The sequence below is a fragment of the Streptomyces sp. NPDC060049 genome, from assembly GCF_042736715.1.
In the GTDB taxonomy this organism is placed as follows: domain Bacteria; phylum Actinomycetota; class Actinomycetes; order Streptomycetales; family Streptomycetaceae; genus Streptomyces.
In genome coordinates this window covers 202,694-223,210 of the sequence record NZ_JBHWVV010000004.1, presented here as the reverse complement: position 1 = coordinate 223,210, position 20,517 = coordinate 202,694, and the positions used below count along the sequence as shown (strand labels likewise).

Here is a 20,517-nt window from a genome sequence, read left to right as displayed (position 1 = left end):
GTGCCTCCCGAGCGGAACGGACTAGCGGAGCCGGAACGCCTTCATGACCTGGAGGCTGCGGGTCATGAACGCCGCGTACTTCTCGTCGTCCATGCCGAGCGACGGCGCCATCGGCAGCAGCCGCTGCTGGGCGACGGTCTGGGCCTCGGTGTACTTGAGGATGCCCTCGGAGCCGTGGCGGCGGCCCAGACCGGATTCCTTCATGCCGCCCATGGGCGCTTGGGCGCTGCCGTAGGCGGGGGCGTAGCCCTCGTTGATGTTGACCGTGCCAGTGCGCAGGCGGGCCGATACGGCGTGGCCGCGGCGGGCGTCCTTCGTCCACACGCTGGAGTTCAGGCCGTAGGCGGTCCCGTTGGCTTCCTCGATGACCTCGTCCTCGTCGGTGAAGCGGTAGATGGAGACGACCGGGCCGAAGGTCTCCTCCCCGCACACCGCCATCGGGGCCTCGACCCCGTCGAGGATGGTCGGCTCGTAGAAGAGCGGGCCGATGTCGGGGCGCGCGACTCCGCCCGCGACGAGGGTGGCGCCCTTGGCGACGGCGTCGTCCACGTGCCGCTGCACGGCCTCGAGCTGGCGCTCGCCGGCCAGGGAGCCCATGTCGGCGCCGTAGGCGAGGGAGGAGCCCAGGCGCATGGCCTTGGTACGGGCGGCGAACCGGGCGACGAACTCGTCCGCGATCGAGGAGTGGACGTACAGCCGCTCGATGGAGATGCAGAGCTGGCCGGCGGAGGAGAAGCACGCGCGGACGGCGCCGGCGGCGGCCTTCTCCACGTCGGCGTCGCGCAGGACCAGCATGGCGTTCTTGCCGCCGAGTTCGAGGGAGGCGCCGATCAGGCGGGCGGCCGCGCCCTGGGCGACCTCGCGGCCGGTGCGCGTGGAGCCGGTGAAGGAGACGTAGTCGGCGTTGCGGACCACCTCGGGGCCGACGACCGGGCCCTCACCGAGGACGATCTGGAACACCTCGGCCGGCAGGCCGGCCTCGATCATCAGGTCGCGGGCCCATAGGGCGGTGAGCGCGGTCTCGGTGTCGGGCTTCATGACGACGGCGTTGCCGGCGACGAACGCGGGCAGGGCGTCGCCGATGGACAGTTCGAGGGGGTAGTTCCAGGGGGCTATCTGGCCGATGACCCCGCGCGGCTGGCGCAGCTCGGTGACCTTGGTGAGGGTCGGCATGGCGCCGGTGTGGCCCTTGGGCCGCAGGTACGAGGGCGCCTTGCGGCCGTAGTGGCGGGCGGCGATCGAGACGGCCAGGACCTCCTCGTGGGCGTGCAGGCGGGCCTTGCCGGTCTCCAGCTGGATCAGGTCGAGCACCTCGGCCTGCCGGGACAGGACCAGGTCGTGGAAGCGCAGCAGTACGGCCGCCCGCGCGCGGACGGGTACGGCCGCCCAGGCGGGCTGCGCGGCGCGGGCCGCGGCGAAGGCGGCGGCCACGTCCTCGGGAGTGGACTCGGGGAGGTCCGCGAGCTTGTCCCCGGTGAAGGGGCTGTGGTTGGCGGTGCGGCCGGAGCCGGCTACGCCGCGGGTCAGCCGGGTGACCAGTTCGGGGGTCACCACGTCGGCGGCGTTCCGGGCGCCGGCCGGGGCCGGGGCGACCGGGTTGGTGGGCTTCGGGGCGCTGCGGAGGGGGGCCGGGGCCTGCGTGTCCGTCATGGCCGTGAGCGTATTGCGCTCGGGGGTGCTTTGGGTACCCGCCGGTAACCGGATTTTGCCATTTCCGCCAGTGATCACTGGCAGGATGGCGGAAACCGGGGCCCGCGAGGCCGGGGCCCGCGGCGGTGCCGGGCGGGGGCGCCGACCGGCGCGACCGGGCGGGGGCGCCGGCGGCCCGCCGCGGGTTCAGCCGGCCGGCGCCGGCTGCCAGCCGCTGAGCACGATGTCGAACTGCGACCGGGTCGTCTCCCAGTCCGCCGCCGGACCCGACATGTACACCGCGTACTCGGTGCCGTCCTGCTCGAAGTACATCTGCTCGACGGCCCGCCGGGGCCCGGCGATCACCCCCGACTTCTCCGTCAGGCTGAACTCCCACAGCGCGGCCTTGACCTGGCCCCGGAAGGTGTTCGGGTGCAGCGTCAGGCGCACGTAGTCGGAGCGCTTGGCCACCTGCTTCTCCAGGTCCAGCATGTGCGCGTACGGGTTCTCGAACTCCGGCTTCGGATTCACCGCGAGCCGGATGAAATGCTGGCCGCTGTCCGGCGTGTAGTCGATCTGCGTCCCGTCCACCCGCCGCGTCCAGCCGTTCGGCACGAAGAGGGTGAAGCCCGCCGGATCGACGACCTTGCGCCAGCCGGCCGGAGCGACCGCTTCCTTCTGCCCCTTGCCCTCCCCCGCACCGGGCGAGGCGTCGGGTGAGGCGTCGGGCGAACTCGTCGTCTTACCCGAGCCCGAGCCCGTGCCGGCGCCCTCGGCGCTCGCGTCACCGGTGTACTTCAGCACTCCGAACACCCCGCCGCCACCGATCAGCGCCGCAACCAGCGCGACGACCGCCGCGCGCCTGACGCGGCCGCGGGCAGGATCGGCGGAGTCCGCCGACCTGGCCGCCGGGGCACGGCCGGCCTCCGGCCCCTGCGCGTGCCCCTGCCCGTTCCCGTCCCCGTTCCCGTCCCCGTTTCCGTGCCCCTGCGCCGGTCCCTGCTCCCCGGGCAGCGCGGCCGTGTCCGAGGGCTCGTTCCGTGCGGTGGCCAGCTCCTCGGAGCCCAGCGCGCGCGTCGGTACGTACGCGTGCGCCGCCTTCGGCTCCCGGCCCTCCATCGCCTGCAACAGCATCTGCTCGGCCTCGGCGGCCGACGGCCGCTGCGCCGGGTCCTTGCGCAGCAGCGCGGTGATGACCGGGGCCAGCGCGCCCGCGTGGGTCGGGGCGGGCGGATCCTCGTTCACCACGGCCTGGAGGCTGGAGATGGGCGACGTCCGGCGGAAGGGCGAGCGGGCCTCGACGGCGGTGTAGAGCGTCGCACCGAGCGACCACAGGTCGGAGGCCGGGTCGGGGGAGCCGCCCGTGACCCGTTCGGGGGCCAGGTAGTCGATGGAGCCGACGAGTTCGCCGGTGCGCGTGATGGACGAGTCGCCCTCGATGGCGGCGATGCCGAAGTCCGCGAGCATCACCCGCCCGTCCTTGGCGAGCATCACGTTGCCCGGCTTCACGTCCCGGTGCAGTACGCCGACCGCGTGCGCGGCACGCAGCGCGCCGAGCACGTGCAGTCCGATCCGGGCCGCCTCACGGGGCTCGATGCGGCCGGCCGTCTTCGCCGCGTCCGCGAGGGAGGGCCCGTCGATGTACTCCATGACGATCCACGGCCGGTCGTCGTGTTCCAGCACGTCGTGGACGGTGACGACGGCCGGATGCTGGATCCGGGCCGCGGCCCGGGCCTCCTTCTGCGTCCGGGCGTGCATGACGTCCCGGTCGGCCTGGGCGACGTAGAGACCCGCCGTCAGCTCCTTGACGGCGACGGTCCTGTGCAGCAGCTCGTCGTGCGCGCGCCACACCTTGCCCATGCCGCCCCTGCCGATGGGCTCCACGAGCCGGTACCGGCCCGCGAGCACCGCACCCGCGCCTGTCTGCTGTTCCACGAAACCCCGCCGCCGCTCTGTGCACTTCCGGCCAGACTACGGAGCCCGCGGGCGCCGCAGGAACATCTCGGAGGCCGTGGGGCCTCACTGTGACGCAATTGCCGTACTGATTCCTCGTCAGCCACCCGTTTTGTAACTGGCCGTTGCCTGCTCGAAGGCTTCGGTTACCTTGCTCTCCTGGTCGAGGGGGCCGGTGACCAGGACGACGTGGTAGGAACCGCCGAGCGCGACGACGAAGTTGCGCGCCACGACGGAGCGTCCGTTGCCGTCGATCCAGGTGTACCGGCCGGTCACGCGGAGCTGGTTGCCGACCTTGGTGGACTTGATGTCGCCGACGCTGGACCAGGTGGAGGAGCGGTAGGGAGCCAGCTCGGGCTCCTTGTCCTTCTGGTACGTGGCCGGGTCGGGATTGCCCTCGACCTTGTCCCGGCCCGGGACGACGGTCAGGGCGAACTCCCCCTCCGTGTAGCGCACCTGACCGGACTCGTTGATTCCGCGACGGTTCCAGCCGTTCGGCACGTTGATCTCGAAGTGCTCGGCGTCCTGCTGGGTGGTGTACCCGGCCGGTGCGGGGGCTTTGGTCTGGGCGGCGGGCTTGGACTCGGGCGGACTCGCGGAGGGGCTGGGCGCCGGGGCGGAGCCGCTCGGCTTCGGGCCGGCACTGCGGCCCTGGCTGTGCGGCGCCGTGGGCTGCCCCAGCCCGGCCGCCTTCCGCCCGCCCTGCGGACCGGCGGACTGCGGCATGAAGAACAGGGCGTAGGCCACGGCTCCCGCGAGCAGGACGAGTATCCCGAGCAGCAGGGAACGCCCCAGCGAGCGCGGCTTGCGGGGGTGGTCGGCGCTGCGGTGGCGGCCGTGCAGATCGGCTCGCCGCCGTACGATCGGCAGCCGGGCGGGATCCGGCTCCGGCATCGGGAGCACGGCGAAGCCCCCGTCGGGCTCCGGCGCGGACCGGACGAGGGAGCGCAGCCAGCCGCGGAGCTCCTCGAAGTCGGGCCGCTCGGTCGGGTCCTGACGCAGCAGCGACTCCACGACCGGGCGCAGCGGGCCGCACTCCTCGGCGAAGGCCGGTGCCTCGGCGCAGACCAGCTCCACGAGCTCGGCGACGCTGTCCTCGGGGTACGGGGCGTGGCCCTGTACGGCCCGGTACAGCAGCGCACCGAGCCCCCAGAGGTCGGTGGCCGGCCCGACGGGGGCGGCCAGCTGCCACGGCCCGTGCGCTGCCTGCGCCTGCTCGGGCGACCACCGCTCGGTGACGGCCCCGACGACGGCCATCCGCGTCTGCCGCGCCCGCTCGGCGTCCAGCCCGCTCCGGGGCCCGCTCCCCCACCCGCCGCCCGCCTGGGCCCGGGCAGCCCGCGCCCCGTACCCGGCTCCGCGGCCGGCCGGTGCCTGGGCCGCCCACTGCCCGTCCGCGTATCCGTCCCCGTTCCCGTACCCGTGGCCGTGGCCGCCGTCCGCCGGAGCCTGCCGCCCCGAGCCGGGTGCCGCGGCGCCGGGCGGCACCGGACCGGCCTGCTCCAGCCCGTAATCGGGGGCGCCGCCCTCCTGGTGCGACGGGAGGCCGGGCACGGCGGGCCGCTGCGGGTCTCCGTAGCCGAACCGTTCCGCGGTGGGCTCTCCCGGTACGGGGCCGCGGTGCCCGGCGGCCGGGACATCCGGGGCCTCGGCCTGCCGGTAGCCCTGGGGCAGGGCGAGCTGCGCGGGCAGCACGGGGCGGGCCGGCACGCTGGGCAGGGCCGGCGCGCTCTGCGGAGCCCGCACGCTCTGCGGGGTGGGCGAGCCCTGCGGGGCTTGCTGATCCTGGGTGCCCTGCGGCGCCTGCGGGATCGGCGGAACCTGCGCCCCGTGCGGGGATTGCGGATCCTGGGTGCCCTGCGGGGCCTGCGCGATCCGGGGCTCCTGCGCGACGGGCAGGGCCTGCGGCTCGGTTTCCGCCGGGGGCAGGGGCAGGGCCCGGCGACGCGGGGTGGCACCGTGCCAGGCGTCGCCACCGTCCGGCCCGCCGTACGGGTACGAGTACCCCTGCGGGAGGTTCGACCCCTCGGGCCTCGGCTCCGCCGCGAGCTCGTGCCCGGGCTCCGCCGCCGCGGCCCTGCGCTGCTCGGCGATCCTCGCGGCGGCCTGCGCCCCCGCCCGGTACGCGGCGATGGCCCCGGCCCGCGCGGCGGCCTTCGGATCGGGCCGCTCCCCGGTCCCCGCGGGGGTGATGTGGTCGCGGTAGCGGGGCCCGGTGTCGTACCCCGGAGCCACGAGCGGCGCGTACGCCGGAGCCTCGGCCGCGGTGTCCGCTCCCGGCCCGCGAACGGCCAGGGCCGCGCCGGCCTCGGCTCCCGGCCCGCTCTCCGGCGCAACGCCGTACGCCGCACCCGGCCCGCTCTCCGGCGCAACGCCGTACGCCGCACCCGGCCCGCTCTCCGGCGCAGCACCGTACGCCGCTCCCGGCCCGCTCGCTAAAGCCTCGCCCGGGCCGGCCCCGTATCCGGCCGGCGTCCCGGAAGCCCCACCCGCCCCGGCTGCGTATCCGGACACGCCCGCACCACCGGGCAACTCGCCGGGGCCGGTACCGAAACCGGCACCCGCCGGCGCCCCCGGCACCGCCCCGTATCCGCCCACCGCTCCGCCGCCGGGGGCCCGGCCGCCGCCGGACGCGGCGGCGCCGTACCCCGCGACGTACCCGTCACCCTCGAACGGCCACGCACCGTCCCGCGGCGGGACCGGGTCGTAGCCGCACAGGGCGTCCTCCGCCGCCCCCGCGGCCAGCCCGGTCAGTACGACTCTGCCGTCGTCGCAGATCAGTACAGTCCGCGCGGTGATGTTCCGGTGCGTCCAGCCGTGCGCGTGCAGCACCCGCAGCGCGGTCAGTACGTCCGCCGCCACCTCCGCCGCCCGGTACGGGCTCAGCGGTTCGTCGGCGATCAGCGCCGCGAGCGGTCGGGCCGGTACGAGTTCGCTCACTATCCACAGCGACCCGCCCTCCGCGAACACGTCGAAGACCTGGTCCAACCGCGGATGGTCCGGCACGGACGCCGCCGCCTGCGCCGCCGCGATCGCCCTGCGCACGGCGGGCAGTTCACCGGAAGCGCGCCGGACCGCCGCGGCGGCCGGACCGCCGAGCGTGCCGTCCAGCAGCTCCGCGTCGACGACTTCCGGCAACGGCACCTGCCGTACGAGGACTTCCTGCCCGCTCCGGGTGTCGAACGCCCGGGTCTCGATCAGTTCCTGCTCGTCGGACGGGGGCAGCGGCAGGCGGTAGCGGTCGGCCAGGATCCGGCCCGCGTAGTCCTCCACATCGCCTCCCCCCAGAGCTGTGGGCCCGTCCCCTGGGTCCCGCTGACACGATACGACGCCCGGGGCGCCCGCGTCCCGGCCCTGGCAAGGCTCGCCCCCGGCCCGCCCGGGGCCGGGGGCGAGCCTTGCCTGCTCAGCCCTGCGACTGGAAGGTCTGGAACGCCGTGTTGCGTATCTGCGTGCACTCCGCCGCGTCCCACTGGTCGGCGGCGCAGCTGATCATGATGGCGTAGCCGTGCTTCGCGTCCATCTTGAACCCGCGGTCGAGCACGCGGACCCTCATGCCCTTCTGGTCGCGCTCGAACTCCCAGTCCGCGACGGTCGGGTAGCCCCGGTAGTCCACCACTTCGAGCCGCAGCAGCTTGTAGTTCGTGCTGCTGCCCGCCACGGCCGGGGCCAGCTCGGCCCAGGCCGCGCGCGCGTCGTCGCCGGGCGATTTGTTGAAGTCGACCTGGATCCGCGGGAAGCCGCCGTCGCGGCTGTATATGACGCCGGAGTTCTCGCCGACCGTGCCGGTCGGCTTGAACCCGTCGGGCATCGCCATCGAGAAGTGGAATCCGGGGTCCGTCACCGTGGAGTACCCCGGCGGGAGCGTGCCCGCGGGGCTCCCGGGCGTGGCGCCCTGACCCTGACCGGGGTTGGTGCCGGTCCCGCCCGAACCGCTGCTCGGCGTCTGCCCCTGGCTCGGCTGGCCGGCCCCGCCGCTGCCGGCCTGCTCGCCGGTCTTCGGCGACGGGGAGGGGGACGCGGAGGGGGACGGTGACGCACCACCGGCCGGGCTGGACGCGGCCGCCGAGCCGCCGTTCTTCCCCTCCTTCTTCGCGGCGCCCTCGTCGTCACCGCTGAGGGCGTATGCGATGAGCGAGCCGATGACCGCGAGCGCCACGACCACGCCGGCTATCGCGAGGGCGATGGTGCGGCGGGGTACGACGTCGGTGAGCGGCGCCGCGACGGGCGCGGGCCGCGACGACGGGGGTTCGGCGGCCGTCGCGGCCGCGACCGCGCCGGCCGCTGCCGCCTTGCGCGCCGACTTCAGCGCCGCGCGGGCACGCTCGCGCTGTTCGCGTTCGCGGCGCTCGCGTTCCTTCTTCTCCGCCTTCTCGGCGGCCTTGGCGGCCTTCTCCGCGGCCGCCTTCTCCGCGGCTTCCCGGGCCTCGGCGAGCGATATCTGCCGGGTCTCCTCGGCGGGCACGACCGCGACGGGGGCCGGCGGCTCGGGCGCGTCGATCACGGCGGTGAGCATCGCCCGCGCGCGGTCGTCGTCGAGGCGGTGGGCCGGGTCCTTGACGAGGAGGCCGTAGATGACCTCGGTCAGCGGACCCGCGTTCTTGGGCGGGTCGACCGGCTCGGTCATCACGGCGGTGAGCGTCGCGAGGGCCGACCCCTTGTCGTACGGGGGCACGCCCTCGACCGCCGCGTACAGCAGACCGCCGAGCGACCACATGTCCGCCGGCGGGCCGGGGCGCTGGCCGCGGGCGCGCTCGGGGGAGATGTACGAGGGGGCGCCGACGAGCATGCCGGTGGAGGTGACGGAGGGGTCGCCCTCGACCTGGGCGATGCCGAAGTCGGTGAGGACGACGCGGCCGTTGCCGTGGTCGGCGAGGAGCACGTTGGAGGGCTTCACGTCCCGGTGCAGGATGCCCTGCCGGTGCGCGGCGCGCAGTACGTCGAGGACGGCGAGGCCGACTTCGGCGGCGCGGCGGGGGGTGAGCGTGCCGTTCTCCCGGATGAACTCGGCGAGCGAGGGGCCCTCGATGAGCTCCATGACGATCCAGGGCCGGCCGTCCTCGTCGACGACGTCGTAGACGGTCACCGCTCCGCCGCTGCGGATCCGGGCGATGGCCTTGGCCTCGCGCAGGGTCCGGGTGATGAGGCGGCGCTTCTCGTCGTCGTCGACGCCGGTGCCGAAGCGGAGCTCCTTGACGGCGACGGTCCGGCCGAGGGTCTCGTCCTCGGCGCGCCAGACGGTGCCCATGCCGCCCTTGCCGAGGACGGCGCCGAGCCGGTAGCGGCTCGCGAGCAGGCGGCCCTCGGGGCCCTCCTGCGCCTTGGCCGCGGCCGCCTTGACGGCGGCGGCCACCTCGTCGGCCTTGCTCACGGCGACGGGCTTCGCGTCCTGCGGCTGCCCGGCGGCGACCTTCGCGCCGCCCCGCTCACGCGGCTCCGCCGCGACGCCACGGGGCTTCCCGTTCCCCGGCTCCGCAGCCACGGCCTGCGCGTCCGGGGTCTTCGCGTCCTCCGGCTCCGCCCCGGCCGCCTTCGCCGCAGCAGGCTTGCGCAGCTCGGGCTTCGCGTCCTCGGGCTCCGCCACGCTGGACTTGCGCAACTCGGGCTTCACGCCGACCGGCTGCGCAGCCGCGACCTTCGCCTCCTCCGGCTCCGCCCCGGCCGCCTTCGCCGCAGCAGGCTTGCGCAGCTCGGGCTTCACATCGCCGGCCTCCGCGTCCCCCGGCTCCGCAGCCAGGGCCTTCGCGTCCCGCGCCTCCGCGTCCTCCGGCTCCACCACGCTGGACTTGCGCAACTCGGGCTTCACGCCGACCGGCTGCGCAGCCGCGACCTTCGCCTCCTCCGGCTCCGCCCCGGCCGCCTTCGCCGCAGCAGGCTTGCGCAGCTCGGGCTTCACATCGCCGGCCTTCGCGTCCCCCGGCTCCGCAGCCAGGGCCTTCGCGTCCCGCGCCTCCGCGTCCTCCGGCTCCACCACGCTGGACTTGCGCAACTCGGGCTTCGCCTCTCCGGGCTTCGCGTCCACCGGCTCCACGTCCTGCGGCTCCGCCGTGGTGGATGCGCGCAACTCGGGCTTCGCGTCGGCGAGCTCGGCCGCGCCGGCTGCCTCCGGCGCCGCCTTCACCCCGTCGGCCACGGAAGCACCAGTCGGCTCCGCGTCCTGCGGCTCCGCCCCGACAGCCTTCGCCGCCGCAGGCTTGCGCAGCTGCGTCGTCACGGCCACAGGCTGCGCGGCAACAGGCTCCTCGTCCCGCGGCGCCGGCTGGGCAGCGGCAGGCTCCGCCCCGACAGCCTTCGCCGCCGCGGGCTTGCGCAGTCGCGTCGTCGCGGCCGCAGGCTTCGCGGGGGCGGCCTCCGTGTCGCGCGGCTCCGGCGCCGCCGCAGGCTTCGCGGCCGCGGGCTTGCGCGTGCGGGGCTTCGCGGCGGCGGGCTTCGGGTCCGCGTCCGTGTCCTGCAGCCGGGCCGCCGTGCCCGGTTGTATGTCCTCGGCCGCGGGCTCCGCGGTGTCGGCAACCCCCTGACCAGCGGTGGACCTCGCGCCCCGCGACCTCGCGGCGCGCGGCTTCGGAACCGCGGGGGTGGCCGCCGGAGGCACCGGCGATCCCGTCCCGACAGACGGTTCCGACGACTCGGTGTGCTCCGGCTTCGACATGCGTCCCCTCTGCGATCGTGCCGCCTGCTCCGGTTGCCCCGGCAGCGGCCGGGGTGCCCGGTAACCCGCCCCGGCAGAACCCTCATTGTCCCTTACTCCGCAACGGACGGGAGCCCCGGGTCCGCGGTTCCCCCCTCGATGTGACGGAGTTACAACGGCACGATGTCCGGCGCCCCCAGCCTCGCGGCGTCAGCCGTCTGATCGTCCGGCTGGCGCTGCGATTCCCGCTCCGCCTGCACCCGCTTCTCGTAGTGCTCCACTTCCTTCTCGATCTGCTGCTTGTCCCAGCCCAGAACCGGAGCCATCAACTCCGCGCACTCGCGCGCCGATCTCGTCCCCCGGTCGAAGGTCTCGATAGAAATCCGCGTACGCCTCGTCAGCACGTCGTCCAGGTGCCGCGCCCCCTCGTGCGAGGCCGCGTAGACCACTTCGGCGCGCAGGTAGTCGTCGGCGCCCGTCAGCGGCTCCCCGAGCGAGGAGTCCGCCGCGATCAGCGCGAGCAGTTCTTCCGTCAGGGACCCGTACCGGTTCAAGAGGTGTTCCACCCGCACGACATGGAGCCCCGTCCGCGCCGCGATCCGTGCCCGCGCGTTCCACAGGGCCCGGTACCCCTCCGCGCCCACCAGCGGCACGTCTTCCGTCACGCACTCCGCGACCCGCTGGTCCAGGCCGTGCACCGCCTCGTCCACCGCGTCCTTGGCCATCACCCGGTACGTCGTGTACTTCCCGCCGGCGACGACGACCAGCCCCGGAACCGGGTGCGCCACGGTGTGCTCGCGGGAGAGCTTGCTCGTCGCGTCCGACTCCCCGGCCAGCAGCGGGCGCAGGCCGGCATAGACGCCTTGGACGTCGTCCCTGGTGAGCGGGACCTCCAGTACCGAGTTCACGTGCTCCAGTAGATAGTCGATGTCGGCACTCGACGCCGCCGGATGGGCCTTGTCCAGGTCCCAGTCGGTGTCCGTGGTGCCCACGATCCAGTGCCGGCCCCACGGGATCACGAACAGCACCGACTTCTCGGTCCGCAGGATCAGCCCGGTCGAGGAGTGGATGCGGTCCTTCGGGACGACGAGGTGGATGCCCTTCGACGCCCTCACGTGGAACTGCCCCCGCTCCGCGATCAGCGCCTGGGTGTCGTCCGTCCAGACCCCCGTGGCGTTCACGATCTGCTTCGCGCGGATCTCGTACTCCCCGCCGCCCTCCACGTCCCGCACCCGCGCGCCGACGACCCGCTCACCCTCCCGCAGGAAGCCGACGACCCTCGCCCGGTTGGCGCAGTGCGCCCCGTAGGCAGCGGCCGTGCGCACCAGCGTCGCCACGTACCGGGCGTCGTCCATCTGGGCGTCGTAGTACTGCAGGGCGCCCACCAGCGCGTCCTTGCGCAGGGCGGGCGCGATCCGCAGGGCCCGTCGGCGCGAGAGGTGGCGGTGGGCAGGCAGCCCGCGCCCGTGGCCGCTGGAGAGAGACATGGCGTCGTACAGCGCGACGCCGGAGCCCGCGTAGAACCGCTCCCACCCCTTGTGCTGGAGCGGGTAGAGGAACGGCACCGGCTTCACCAGGTGCGGGGCGAGACGCCCCAGCAACAGGCCGCGCTCCTTCAGCGCCTCCCGCACGAGGGCGAAGTCGAGCATCTCCAGGTATCTGAGCCCGCCGTGGATGAGCTTGCTGGAGCGGCTCGACGTGCCGGACGCCCAGTCCCTCGCCTCCACCAGGCCCGTCCCCAGGCCCCTGGTCACGGCGTCGAGGGCGGTTCCGGCGCCCACCACGCCCGCGCCGACGACCAGCACGTCGAGCTCGCGCTCGGCCATCGCGGCGAGCGCCTCGGCGCGCTGCGCCGGTCCCAGCATCGTCGTCCCGCCTCCCCCGCCCGTCCGCATCCCCGTCCCCGTCCCCGTCGTCTGCGTGCCCGTTCCTGCCCCTGTTCCTGTGCTCACGGCTGCCTGCCTCCCGTAGACGCGGGTCGCCGCGTCCGCCCTATGCGGTCATCCCACCCGTTGTGGGTGATCCCGCTCACATCGCCCTTTCATGATTCTGACCGGCCCCACCCACATCAGCCACCGCCTGTGGATAACACGACGACGACCACGAGCCTCGAATGCGACATATCTGTCATATATACGCCTAGTCTGACATTGCGCCAGCTCTCCTCCTCCACAGGACTTGCGCGCACCGCCCCCTCATGCATGTCAGGGAAGGGAAGGGACGGCACCCCCATGCCCGCAGATCTCGCCGTCATCGGACTCGGCCATCTCGGCCTCCCTCTCGCCCAGGCAGCCGTGGCCGCCGGGATCGAGACGGTCGGCTACGACAGCGGTCCGGCGACGGACTCCACCCTTACAGCCGCCGAGATCCGCCGCATGTCGGCGGCCGGCTTCCGGGTCACCACCAACCCCGCCGAGCTCGGCCGGGTCCGCACCGCCGTCATCTGCGCCCCCACCCAGCTCGGCGCGGACCGCGCACTCGACCTGTCCGCGGTCGGCGAGGCGGGCCGCACCCTCGCCGCCCGGCTGCGCCCACACACCACCGTCATCCTCGAGTCGAACGCCCACCCGGGCGTCACCGAGGAGTACCTGCGGCCGATCCTCGAATCGGGCTCCCGGCTGCGCGCCGGCCAGGACTTCCACCTGGCCTACTCGCCCAGCCGCCTCGACCCCGGCAACCGCACGCACGGCATCTCCAACACCCCCAAGGTCATCGGCGGCCTCACCCCGGCCTGCACCGAGTCCGCGCACGCCTTCTACGCCCGCCTCACCGACAAGGTGGTGCGCGCCCGGGGCCTGCGCGAGGCCGAGACCGTGCAGCTCCTCGAAACCAACTACCGGCACGTCAACATCGCCCTCATGAACGAGATGGCCGTGCTCTGCCACGACCTCGGCGTGGACCTGTGGGACGTCATCCGGTGCGCCGAGACCAAGCCGTACGGGTTCCAGGCCTTCCGCCCCGGCCCCGGAGTCGGCGGCCACGGCGTCCCCCTCGACCCCAACTACCTCCCCCACACCACCCGCACCCCGGGCCACCCGCTGCGCATGGTCGGCCTGGCGCAGGAGATCAACAACCGGATGCCGCAGTACGTCATCCAGCGCAGCGCCGCCCTGCTCAACGAGCACGGCAAGTCCGCCCGCGGGGCGCGCGTCCTGCTGCTCGGGGTCACGTACAAACAGGACCTCGCCGACCAGGAGGGCTCCCCGGCGCGCGAGATCGCCAGCCGGCTCCTCGACCTCGGGGCGCTGATCAGCTACCACGACCCGTACATCGGCGGATGGCGCGTCAGGGACCAGCCGGTCCCCCGGGCCGAATCGCTGTACGAGGCGGCGGCCAACGCCGATCTGACGATCCTGCTCCAGCACCACCGCACCTACGACCTCCAAGGCCTGGCGGTGAAGGCCCAGTTGCTGCTGGACACCCGCGGGGCCAGCCCGGTGGGCGCCGCGCACCGCCTGTAGCCCACACCGCGAGCCCCGTCCCCGCGCCGGCCGAAACCCCCTCCACGGATGTCGCAGGCTGCTGCTAGCCTGCGGCGACTTATCTCGCGCATACGTCCCGCGTACACACGTACGCATCCCGCGTACTCACTTGCGGGCATCCGTGCGCCCACAATCCCTTGGGGGGGATTTCTCCATGAGCCAGCAGTTCCAGCCGCCCGCGCCCGAGTCGAACACGCCCGCGCCCGGCGCACCGGCCCCGTCCGGAGCCGACTTCCTGGCCCCTGCCGGTCACCCGGCGCCGTCCGGAGCCGACTTCCTGGCCCCGGTGCAGGCCCCGGCCCGCCCCGGCAACGTGGGCCTCGGCATCGTCGCCGCGCTCGTCGCCGCCCTGGTCGCGGCCGCGGCGTACGGCGGCATCATGAACGCCATCGAGCGCGAGATCGGCTACGCGGCGGTCGGCGTCGGCGCCCTCGTCGGCTTCGCCGCGGGCAAGCTCGGCGGCCGCAACCCGGTCCTTCCCGTCGTCGGCGCGGTCCTCGCGGTCGCCTCCGTCTTCCTCGGCGAGCTGTTCTTCTACGCGCTCACGCTGGCAGATGCCGCCGGCGTCGGCCTGGGTGACGTGCTGAGCACGGTCGGCGCGTCCGGTCTGGTCGACATCTGGAAGGAAGACGCGGACCCCATGAGCTTCCTCTTCCTGGCCCTCGGCGCCTTCACCGGGTACGGCTCCGCCAAGAAGATCGGCGACTGACCCAGCCGCTCGCTCCCCCGCCCCGGCAGCCGGGCCCGGACCACCGGGCCGGCCTGCCGCCGGGCACCCCGGCACGGCCCGCCCACCACGGCCCGGCACCGCCCGAAGTGGCCCGGCACCGCTCCGGCACCCCCGCCGAGCAGCCACTCCCTTGATCGAAAGCACGGACCGAAACCCTGTCGTCCACAGGGCTGCGGCCATATGATCCGCGCGTGTCCGCTCACCCCCCGCCCGGCCGGCCCGTGTTCGACCCCGCCGACCGCGTCCCCGCCCTCGCCGCCCTCCGCGACAGCGTCCAGCGCCAGGACTGGGATGCCGTCCGCTCCTCGTTCGACGCGCTCACCGACGAGGACGACCGCGCCGTCGCCTCGCGCGTCGTCGCCGACCTGCCCGACAGCGAACCGTTCCTCCAGCAGGCCGCCGACCGCGCTCCGCGCGATCCGCTCGCCCGCACCCTGCTCGCCGACCGGCTGATCCGGAGCGCCTGGGGCATCCGGTCCCGCGCACGCGCCGAACACGTGTCGCGCCGACAGTTCGACGGGTTCCACGCCCACCTCCGGCGTGCCGAGATGCTGCTCATCGACGTCTGCGCCGAGCACCCGCGGTACGCGCTCGCCTGGTACCTGCGCCTCATGACCTCGCGCGGTCTGGAGCTCGGCCAGGGCGAGTCCCGGCGCCGCTACGACCGGCTCGCCGAGCACCACCCCCACCACTACGCGGGCCAGCAGCAACTGCTCCAGCAGCTCTGCCCCAAGTGGAGCGGCAGCTGGGACGCCGCCCACACGTTCGCCGACGCGTGCGCGAAGGCCTCGCCCGCCGGCAGCCCGAACGCCGCCCTGGTCGCCGTCGCCCAGCTGGAGCAGTTCATGGACGTGATGCGCAACGAGGACGCCGCGGCCGCGCAGGCGTACGCCCGCTCGCCCGGGAACCGCGAGCGGCGCCTCGCCGCCGCCGCGCACTCCGTCCTGCACCCGGATGCGCGTACGGATGCCCGTACGGACGCGTACGTGCAGGTCGACGCGCACTGCGCCTTCGCGATCACCCACGGCGCGGCCCTGCACCCCGAGGCCGCGGCGCCGCACTTCCTGGCCCTCGGCGACCGCGCGAGCGAGTTCCCCTGGCACTACCTCGACAACGGCGACCCCGAGGCCGTATTCGTCCGCCACCGCACGACCGCACTGGCGCAGGGCTGAGGACACCACGATGACGACCACCGGCAGCAACACCACAGCGACGACCACGACGGCCACGACGGCCACGGCGGCCACGGCGGCCACGGCGGCCACGGCCGGCAACGCCACCAGCACCCCCACCGCCGACGAGGACAGCGTCGTCACCACCACCGTCGACGGCATCCGCACCGTCCTCGCCCCCCGCTCCGGCCTCCTCAACGCCGGCCTCCTCTTCCGGGTGGGCCGCGCCGACGAGACCCTGGCCACCAGCGGCGTCACCCACCTCGTCGAGCACCTCGCCCTGTACCCCCAGGGCACGAGCGACGCGGACCACGACGGCGCGGCGACCGCCACGCTCACCCAGTTCCGCGTCACCGGCACCCCCGCCGAAGTGGTGGCGTACCTGAACGGCGTCTGCGCCTCCCTGCGCGACCTCCCGACGGACCGGTTGGAGACGGAGAAGGAGATCCTGCGCACCGAGGCCGCCGGCCGCCGCCGCGGACCGGCCCACCTCCCCACCCTGTGGCGCTACGGAGCCCGCTCCTACGGCCTCACCGGCTACGCCGAGACGGGCCTGCGGCAGCTGACCGGCGACGACGTCCGCGACTGGGTGCGCACGCGCTTCACCGCCGCGAACGCCGTCCTGTGGATCACCGGTGACACGGTCCCCGAAGGGCTCGACCTCGCCCTCCCCTCCGGCGCGTGGCATCCCGCTCCCGAGGCCACCTCCGCCCTGCCCGTCCTGCCGGCCTACTTCCAGGGCGACGACGGCGCCGTCGTCCTGACCTCCGTACTGCCGCGCTCCACCGGGGCGAGCCTGCTCACGGAAGTCCTCGGCAAGGAGCTGCTGCGGGAACTGCGCCAGAAGAGCGGGTACTCGTACACGGCGACGGCCGAGTACTCGCCGCGCGACGCCGGCTCCGCGACCGTCGTCGCCCACGCCGACGCGCTGCCGCACAAGCAGGACGCGATGGTCGGCGCCTTCGTCGACGTCCTCGCGAAGCTGAGGGCCGGCCGGATCGAGCCGTCCGACCTGGAAGCCGTACGGGCCTCCGCGCTCGCGCGGCTCGACGGCCCCGAGCTCGCCGCCGCCCGGCTGCCGGGGCAGGCCGTGGACCTCCTGCTGCGCCACCGCCACCTCACCGTCGCGGAGGCGAGGGCCGAGATCGGGGCGGTCACCGCGGAAACCCTGCACGAGGCCGCCCGCGCCCTGTGGGCCGGCGCCCTGATGCAGGTGCCCGGCCGGGGCGTGGACTGGGCGGGGCTCGCGGCCGCGCCCACCGGGTCCGCGGAGGTCGTCACCGGGCGGGCGCACCCGTCTCTGGCCGATCCCGGCACGGTCCTGACCGTGGCGGCCGACGGAGTCAGCCTGGTCACGGCGACCAACCGGATCACCGTCCGCTACGCCGAGTGCTCCCTCGTGCAGGCCTACCCGGACGGTGCCCGCCACCTCGTCGGCCACGACGGGTTCACGCTCACCATCGAGCCGGCGCTGTTCGGGATCACCGCGGCCGACCTGGCCCCGCTCGACACCGGCGTCCCGCCCTGCGTGGTCCTCGCGATGCCGCCCCGCGACCCGGCCCGCATCCCGCTCCCGCCCAGGCCGGCGCCGCCCGCCCTCCCCGCCCGGCCGACCCGGCCGGCGGCCCCGGACGCCGCTCCGGCCGCCCGCCCGGCCGTCTGGTTCACCGTCGTGCTGTGGCTGCTCGGAGTCCCCGGGCTGCTCATCGGCGGGGCGGTCGTCGTGCTCGGCATCGTCATGGGTGACGAGCACGGCCAGATCGCCCGGGACAACGCGCAGTTCCTGTTCGACTGGCTGCTCGTCGCGGGCGCCTTCCTGATCCCGTGGGGCATCTGCATGAACCGCCGCAGCAAGGGCAAGAACTGACCGGCGTACGTACGCGGCGTGCGGTCAGCGGTGGTGCTGCGAGTCCGCGACCGTGACCTCGACCCGCTGGAACTCCTTGAGCTCGCTGTAGCCGGTGGTGGCCATCGAACGGCGCAGCGCGCCGAAGATGTTCATCGAGCCGTCCGGGGAGTGCGAGGGGCCGGTGAGGATCTCCTCGGTGGTGCCGACCGTACCGAGGTCGACCTTCTTGCCTCGCGGCACGTCCTCGTGGACGGCCTCCATGCCCCAGTGGTTGCCCTTGCCGGGCGCGTCGGTGGCACGGGCCAGCGGGGAGCCGATCATCACGGCGTCGGCGCCGCAGGCGACGGCCTTCGGGATGTCGCCGGACCAGCCGACGCCGCCGTCGGCGATGACGTGCACGTAGCGGCCGCCGGACTCGTCCATGTAGTCGCGGCGGGCCGCGGCCACGTCCGCGACGGCGGTGGCCATCGGGACCTGGATGCCGAGGACGTTGCGCGTCGTGTGCGCGGCGCCGCCGCCGAAGCCGACGAGGACACCGGCGGCGCCGGTGCGCATCAGGTGCAGGGCCGCGGTGTAGGTGGCGCAGCCGCCCACGATGACCGGGACGTCGAGCTCGTAGATGAACTGCTTGAGGTTCAGCGGCTCGGCGGCGCCGGAGACGTGCTCCGCCGAGACCGTGGTGCCGCGGATCACGAAGATGTCCACGCCCGCTTCGACGACGGCCTTGGAGAACTCGGCCGTGCGCTGCGGGGAGAGCGCGGCGGCGGTGACGACGCCCGAGTCGCGCACCTCCTTGATGCGCCGGCGGATCAGGTCCGCCTGGATGGGCGCGGAGTAGATCTCCTGGAGACGGCGGGTGGCGGACTCCTCTTCCAGCTCCGCGATCTCGTCGAGCAGCGGCTGCGGGTCCTCGTACCGGGTCCACAGGCCTTCGAGGTTCAGCACGCCGAGGCCGCCGAGCTCGCCGATGCGGATGGCGGTCTGCGGGGAGACGACCGAGTCCATGGGGGCGGCCAGGAACGGGAGCTCGAAGCGGTAGGCGTCGATCTGCCAGGCGATCGAGACCTCCTTCGGGTCCCGGGTACGGCGGCTGGGGACGATGGCGATGTCATCGAACGCGTACGCCCGGCGGCCGCGCTTGCCGCGCCCGATCTCGATCTCAGTCACGTGTGGTGGCCTTTCCTCTGGGTCTGCCCGTCCAGTATCCCCGAAGGGCGGCGCGTCGCGTTCCCATGACCGCTGTGCGGACGGCCCAATCCGGCTCCGCCGGCGTGCGGGGCGCGCGGGGCCGGCGCCGAAGTCCCCGGCGACGACGGAAGGGCGGGCCCGGAAACCCGGACCCGCCCTCCACCGTCAGGCTCGCGCGACTCAGCCCTTGCGGGAGTAGTTCGGCGCTTCCACGGTCATCTGGATGTCGTGCGGGTGGCTCTCCTTGAGCCCCGCCGAGGTGATCCGGACGAACCGGCCCCGGTCCTGGAGCTCCGGCACCGTGCGGCCGCCGACGTAGAACATCGACTGGCGCAGGCCGCCGACGAGCTGGTGCACGACCGCGGAGAGCGGGCCGCGGTAGGGGACCTGGCCCTCGATGCCCTCGGGAATGAGCTTGTCGTCGCCGCCCACGCCCTCCTGGAAGTAGCGGTCCTTGGAGAAGGACTTGCGGTCGCCGCGGGACTGCATCGCGCCGAGCGAGCCCATGCCGCGGTACGACTTGAACTGCTTGCCGTTGATGAAGAGCAGCTCGCCCGGGGACTCCTCGCAGCCCGCGAGCAGCGAGCCGAGCATCACCGTGTCGGCGCCCGCGACGAGCGCCTTGGCGATGTCGCCGGAGTACTGCAGGCCGCCGTCGCCGATGACCGGGACGCCGGCCGCCTTGGCGGCGAGGGAGGCCTCGTAGATCGCGGTGACCTGCGGGACGCCGATGCCGGCGACGACGCGGGTGGTGCAGATGGAGCCGGGGCCGACGCCGACCTTGATGCCGTCGCAGCCGGCGTCGATGAGCGCCTGGGCGCCGTCACGGGTGGCGATGTTGCCGCCGATGACGTCGACCGACGAGTTGGACTTGATCTTGGAGACCATGTCGCCGACGAGGCGGGAGTGGCCGTGGGCGGTGTCGACGACGATGAAGTCGGCGCCCGCCTCGATCAGGGCCTGGGCGCGGTCGTACGCGTCGCCGGCGACGCCGACGGCCGCGCCGACGAGCAGCCGGCCGTCCTTGTCCTTGGCGGCGTTCGGGTACTTCTCGGCCTTGACGAAGTCCTTGACCGTGATGAGGCCCTTGAGGTGACCGGACTCGTCGACGAGCGGCAGCTTCTCGATCTTGTGGCGGCGCAGCAGCTCCATGGCGTCCACGCCGGAGATGCCGACCTTGCCCGTGACCAGCGGCATCGGCGTCATGACCTCGCGCACCTGGCGGCTGCGGTCCGACTCGAAGGCCATGTCGCGGTTGGTGACGATGCCGAGGAGCTTGCCGGCGGGGTCGGTGACCGGGACGCCGGAGATGCGGAACTTCGCGCACAGCTCGTCGGCCTCGCGCAGCGTCGCGTCCGGGTGCACCGTGATCGGGTCGGTGACCATGCCGGACTCGGAGCGCTTGACCAGGTCGACCTGGTTGGCCTGGTCGGCGATGGAGAGGTTGCGGTGCAGGACGCCCACGCCACCCTGACGGGCCATCGCGATGGCCATGCGGGCCTCGGTGACCTTGTCCATCGCGGCGGAGAGCAGCGGGACGTTCACGCGGACGTTGCGCGAGATGAGGGAGGAGGTGTCGATCGCGTCCGGAGACATGTCCGACGAGCCGGGAAGCAGCAGCACGTCGTCGTACGTGAGGCCGAGTGTGGCGAATTTGTCGGGCACTCCGTCGGCGTTCACAGTCATGACACCTTCCCAGATGGTCTTGCTCAGCGCGGATGTCCATGCTAACGGGATCCCGACGCGTCTCATTCCACGACCAAGATCAAGCCCAAGGTTCGTTGTTTCCTACGATGGATGAACGTCCTAAACCAGGGCGCACAGGGATCAACCGTCTGCGCCGGTCTCCCGCCCGGCGAAACCGTTCTCCCGCCCGGCAAAGCCGT

General features: G+C 73.8%; 11 protein-coding genes. 4 read left to right on the top strand and 7 right to left on the bottom strand.

The genetic code is table 11. From position 1 onward, the window contains the following. Nucleotides 1-21: 21 nt before the first annotated feature. The 5 genes from ACFWBY_RS08760 to ACFWBY_RS08740 all read right to left on the bottom strand — a co-directional run bounded on the left by ACFWBY_RS08760 (nt 22) and on the right by ACFWBY_RS08740 (nt 12,105). Nucleotides 22-1,650: a succinic semialdehyde dehydrogenase gene (locus tag ACFWBY_RS08760; protein WP_385343271.1), complete on the bottom strand. Its 1,629-nt coding sequence runs from the start codon at nt 1,648-1,650 to the stop codon at nt 22-24. 186 nt (nt 1,651-1,836) lie between these two features. Further along, nucleotides 1,837-3,564 (bottom strand): serine/threonine-protein kinase, encoded by a 1,728-nt coding sequence (locus ACFWBY_RS08755; RefSeq protein WP_385335798.1) that lies wholly within the window; start codon nt 3,562-3,564, stop codon nt 1,837-1,839. 117 nt (nt 3,565-3,681) lie between these two features. Next, the gene (locus ACFWBY_RS08750; protein ID WP_385335800.1) at nt 3,682-6,855 is read right to left on the bottom strand and encodes a protein kinase; all 3,174 of its coding nucleotides are present in this window, start codon (nt 6,853-6,855) and stop codon (nt 3,682-3,684) included. A 133-nt stretch (nt 6,856-6,988) separates the two neighbouring features. Next, nucleotides 6,989-9,796: a serine/threonine-protein kinase gene (locus tag ACFWBY_RS08745; RefSeq protein ID WP_385409638.1), complete on the bottom strand. Its 2,808-nt coding sequence runs from the start codon at nt 9,794-9,796 to the stop codon at nt 6,989-6,991. Nucleotides 9,797-10,380: 584 nt separating this feature from the next. Then, the gene (locus ACFWBY_RS08740) at nt 10,381-12,105 is read right to left on the bottom strand and encodes a glycerol-3-phosphate dehydrogenase/oxidase (RefSeq protein ID WP_385335915.1); all 1,725 of its coding nucleotides are present in this window, start codon (nt 12,103-12,105) and stop codon (nt 10,381-10,383) included. Between the two features lie 336 nt (nt 12,106-12,441). Here ACFWBY_RS08740 and ACFWBY_RS08735 point away from each other — a divergent pair, with 336 nt between their 5' ends. The 4 genes from ACFWBY_RS08735 (at nt 12,442) to ACFWBY_RS08720 (ending at nt 17,461) form a co-directional block, all read left to right on the top strand. Continuing rightward, entirely contained in the window at nt 12,442-13,671 is a 1,230-nt protein-coding gene (locus tag ACFWBY_RS08735) for a nucleotide sugar dehydrogenase (protein WP_385335804.1), read from the top strand. 175 nt (nt 13,672-13,846) lie between these two features. Continuing rightward, nucleotides 13,847-14,401 (top strand): hypothetical protein, encoded by a 555-nt coding sequence (locus ACFWBY_RS08730; RefSeq protein WP_385335805.1) that lies wholly within the window; start codon nt 13,847-13,849, stop codon nt 14,399-14,401. A 212-nt stretch (nt 14,402-14,613) separates the two neighbouring features. Further along, on the top strand, nt 14,614-15,594 hold the full coding sequence (locus ACFWBY_RS08725) for a hypothetical protein (RefSeq protein WP_385335807.1): 981 nt from the start codon (nt 14,614-14,616) through the stop codon (nt 15,592-15,594). A 10-nt stretch (nt 15,595-15,604) separates the two neighbouring features. Further along, on the top strand, nt 15,605-17,461 hold the full coding sequence (locus ACFWBY_RS08720; protein ID WP_385335809.1) for a M16 family metallopeptidase: 1,857 nt from the start codon (nt 15,605-15,607) through the stop codon (nt 17,459-17,461). A 24-nt stretch (nt 17,462-17,485) separates the two neighbouring features. Here ACFWBY_RS08720 and ACFWBY_RS08715 read toward each other — a convergent pair whose 3' ends face one another. Together ACFWBY_RS08715 and guaB are read right to left on the bottom strand one after the other, a co-directional pair. Continuing rightward, the gene (locus tag ACFWBY_RS08715) at nt 17,486-18,610 is read right to left on the bottom strand and encodes a GuaB3 family IMP dehydrogenase-related protein (RefSeq protein WP_385335811.1); all 1,125 of its coding nucleotides are present in this window, start codon (nt 18,608-18,610) and stop codon (nt 17,486-17,488) included. Nucleotides 18,611-18,811: 201 nt separating this feature from the next. Continuing rightward, nucleotides 18,812-20,317 (bottom strand): IMP dehydrogenase, encoded by a 1,506-nt coding sequence (gene guaB, locus ACFWBY_RS08710; RefSeq protein WP_385335813.1) that lies wholly within the window; start codon nt 20,315-20,317, stop codon nt 18,812-18,814. Nucleotides 20,318-20,517 lie beyond the last annotated feature (200 nt).

Bases quoted from the DNA above. Each gene is read 5' to 3' on its own strand.
- ACFWBY_RS08720 (WP_385335809.1), top strand. From the start codon at position 15,605: ATGACGACCACCGGCAGCAACACCACAGCGACGACCACGACGGCCACG.
- ACFWBY_RS08740 (WP_385335915.1), bottom strand. From the start codon at position 12,105: ATGCGGACGGGCGGGGGAGGCGGGACGACGATGCTGGGACCGGCGCAG.
- ACFWBY_RS08730 (WP_385335805.1), top strand. From the start codon at position 13,847: ATGAGCCAGCAGTTCCAGCCGCCCGCGCCCGAGTCGAACACGCCCGCG.
- ACFWBY_RS08735 (WP_385335804.1), top strand. From the start codon at position 12,442: ATGCCCGCAGATCTCGCCGTCATCGGACTCGGCCATCTCGGCCTCCCT.
- ACFWBY_RS08760 (WP_385343271.1), bottom strand. From the start codon at position 1,650: ATGACGGACACGCAGGCCCCGGCCCCCCTCCGCAGCGCCCCGAAGCCC.
- guaB (WP_385335813.1), bottom strand. From the start codon at position 20,317: ATGACTGTGAACGCCGACGGAGTGCCCGACAAATTCGCCACACTCGGC.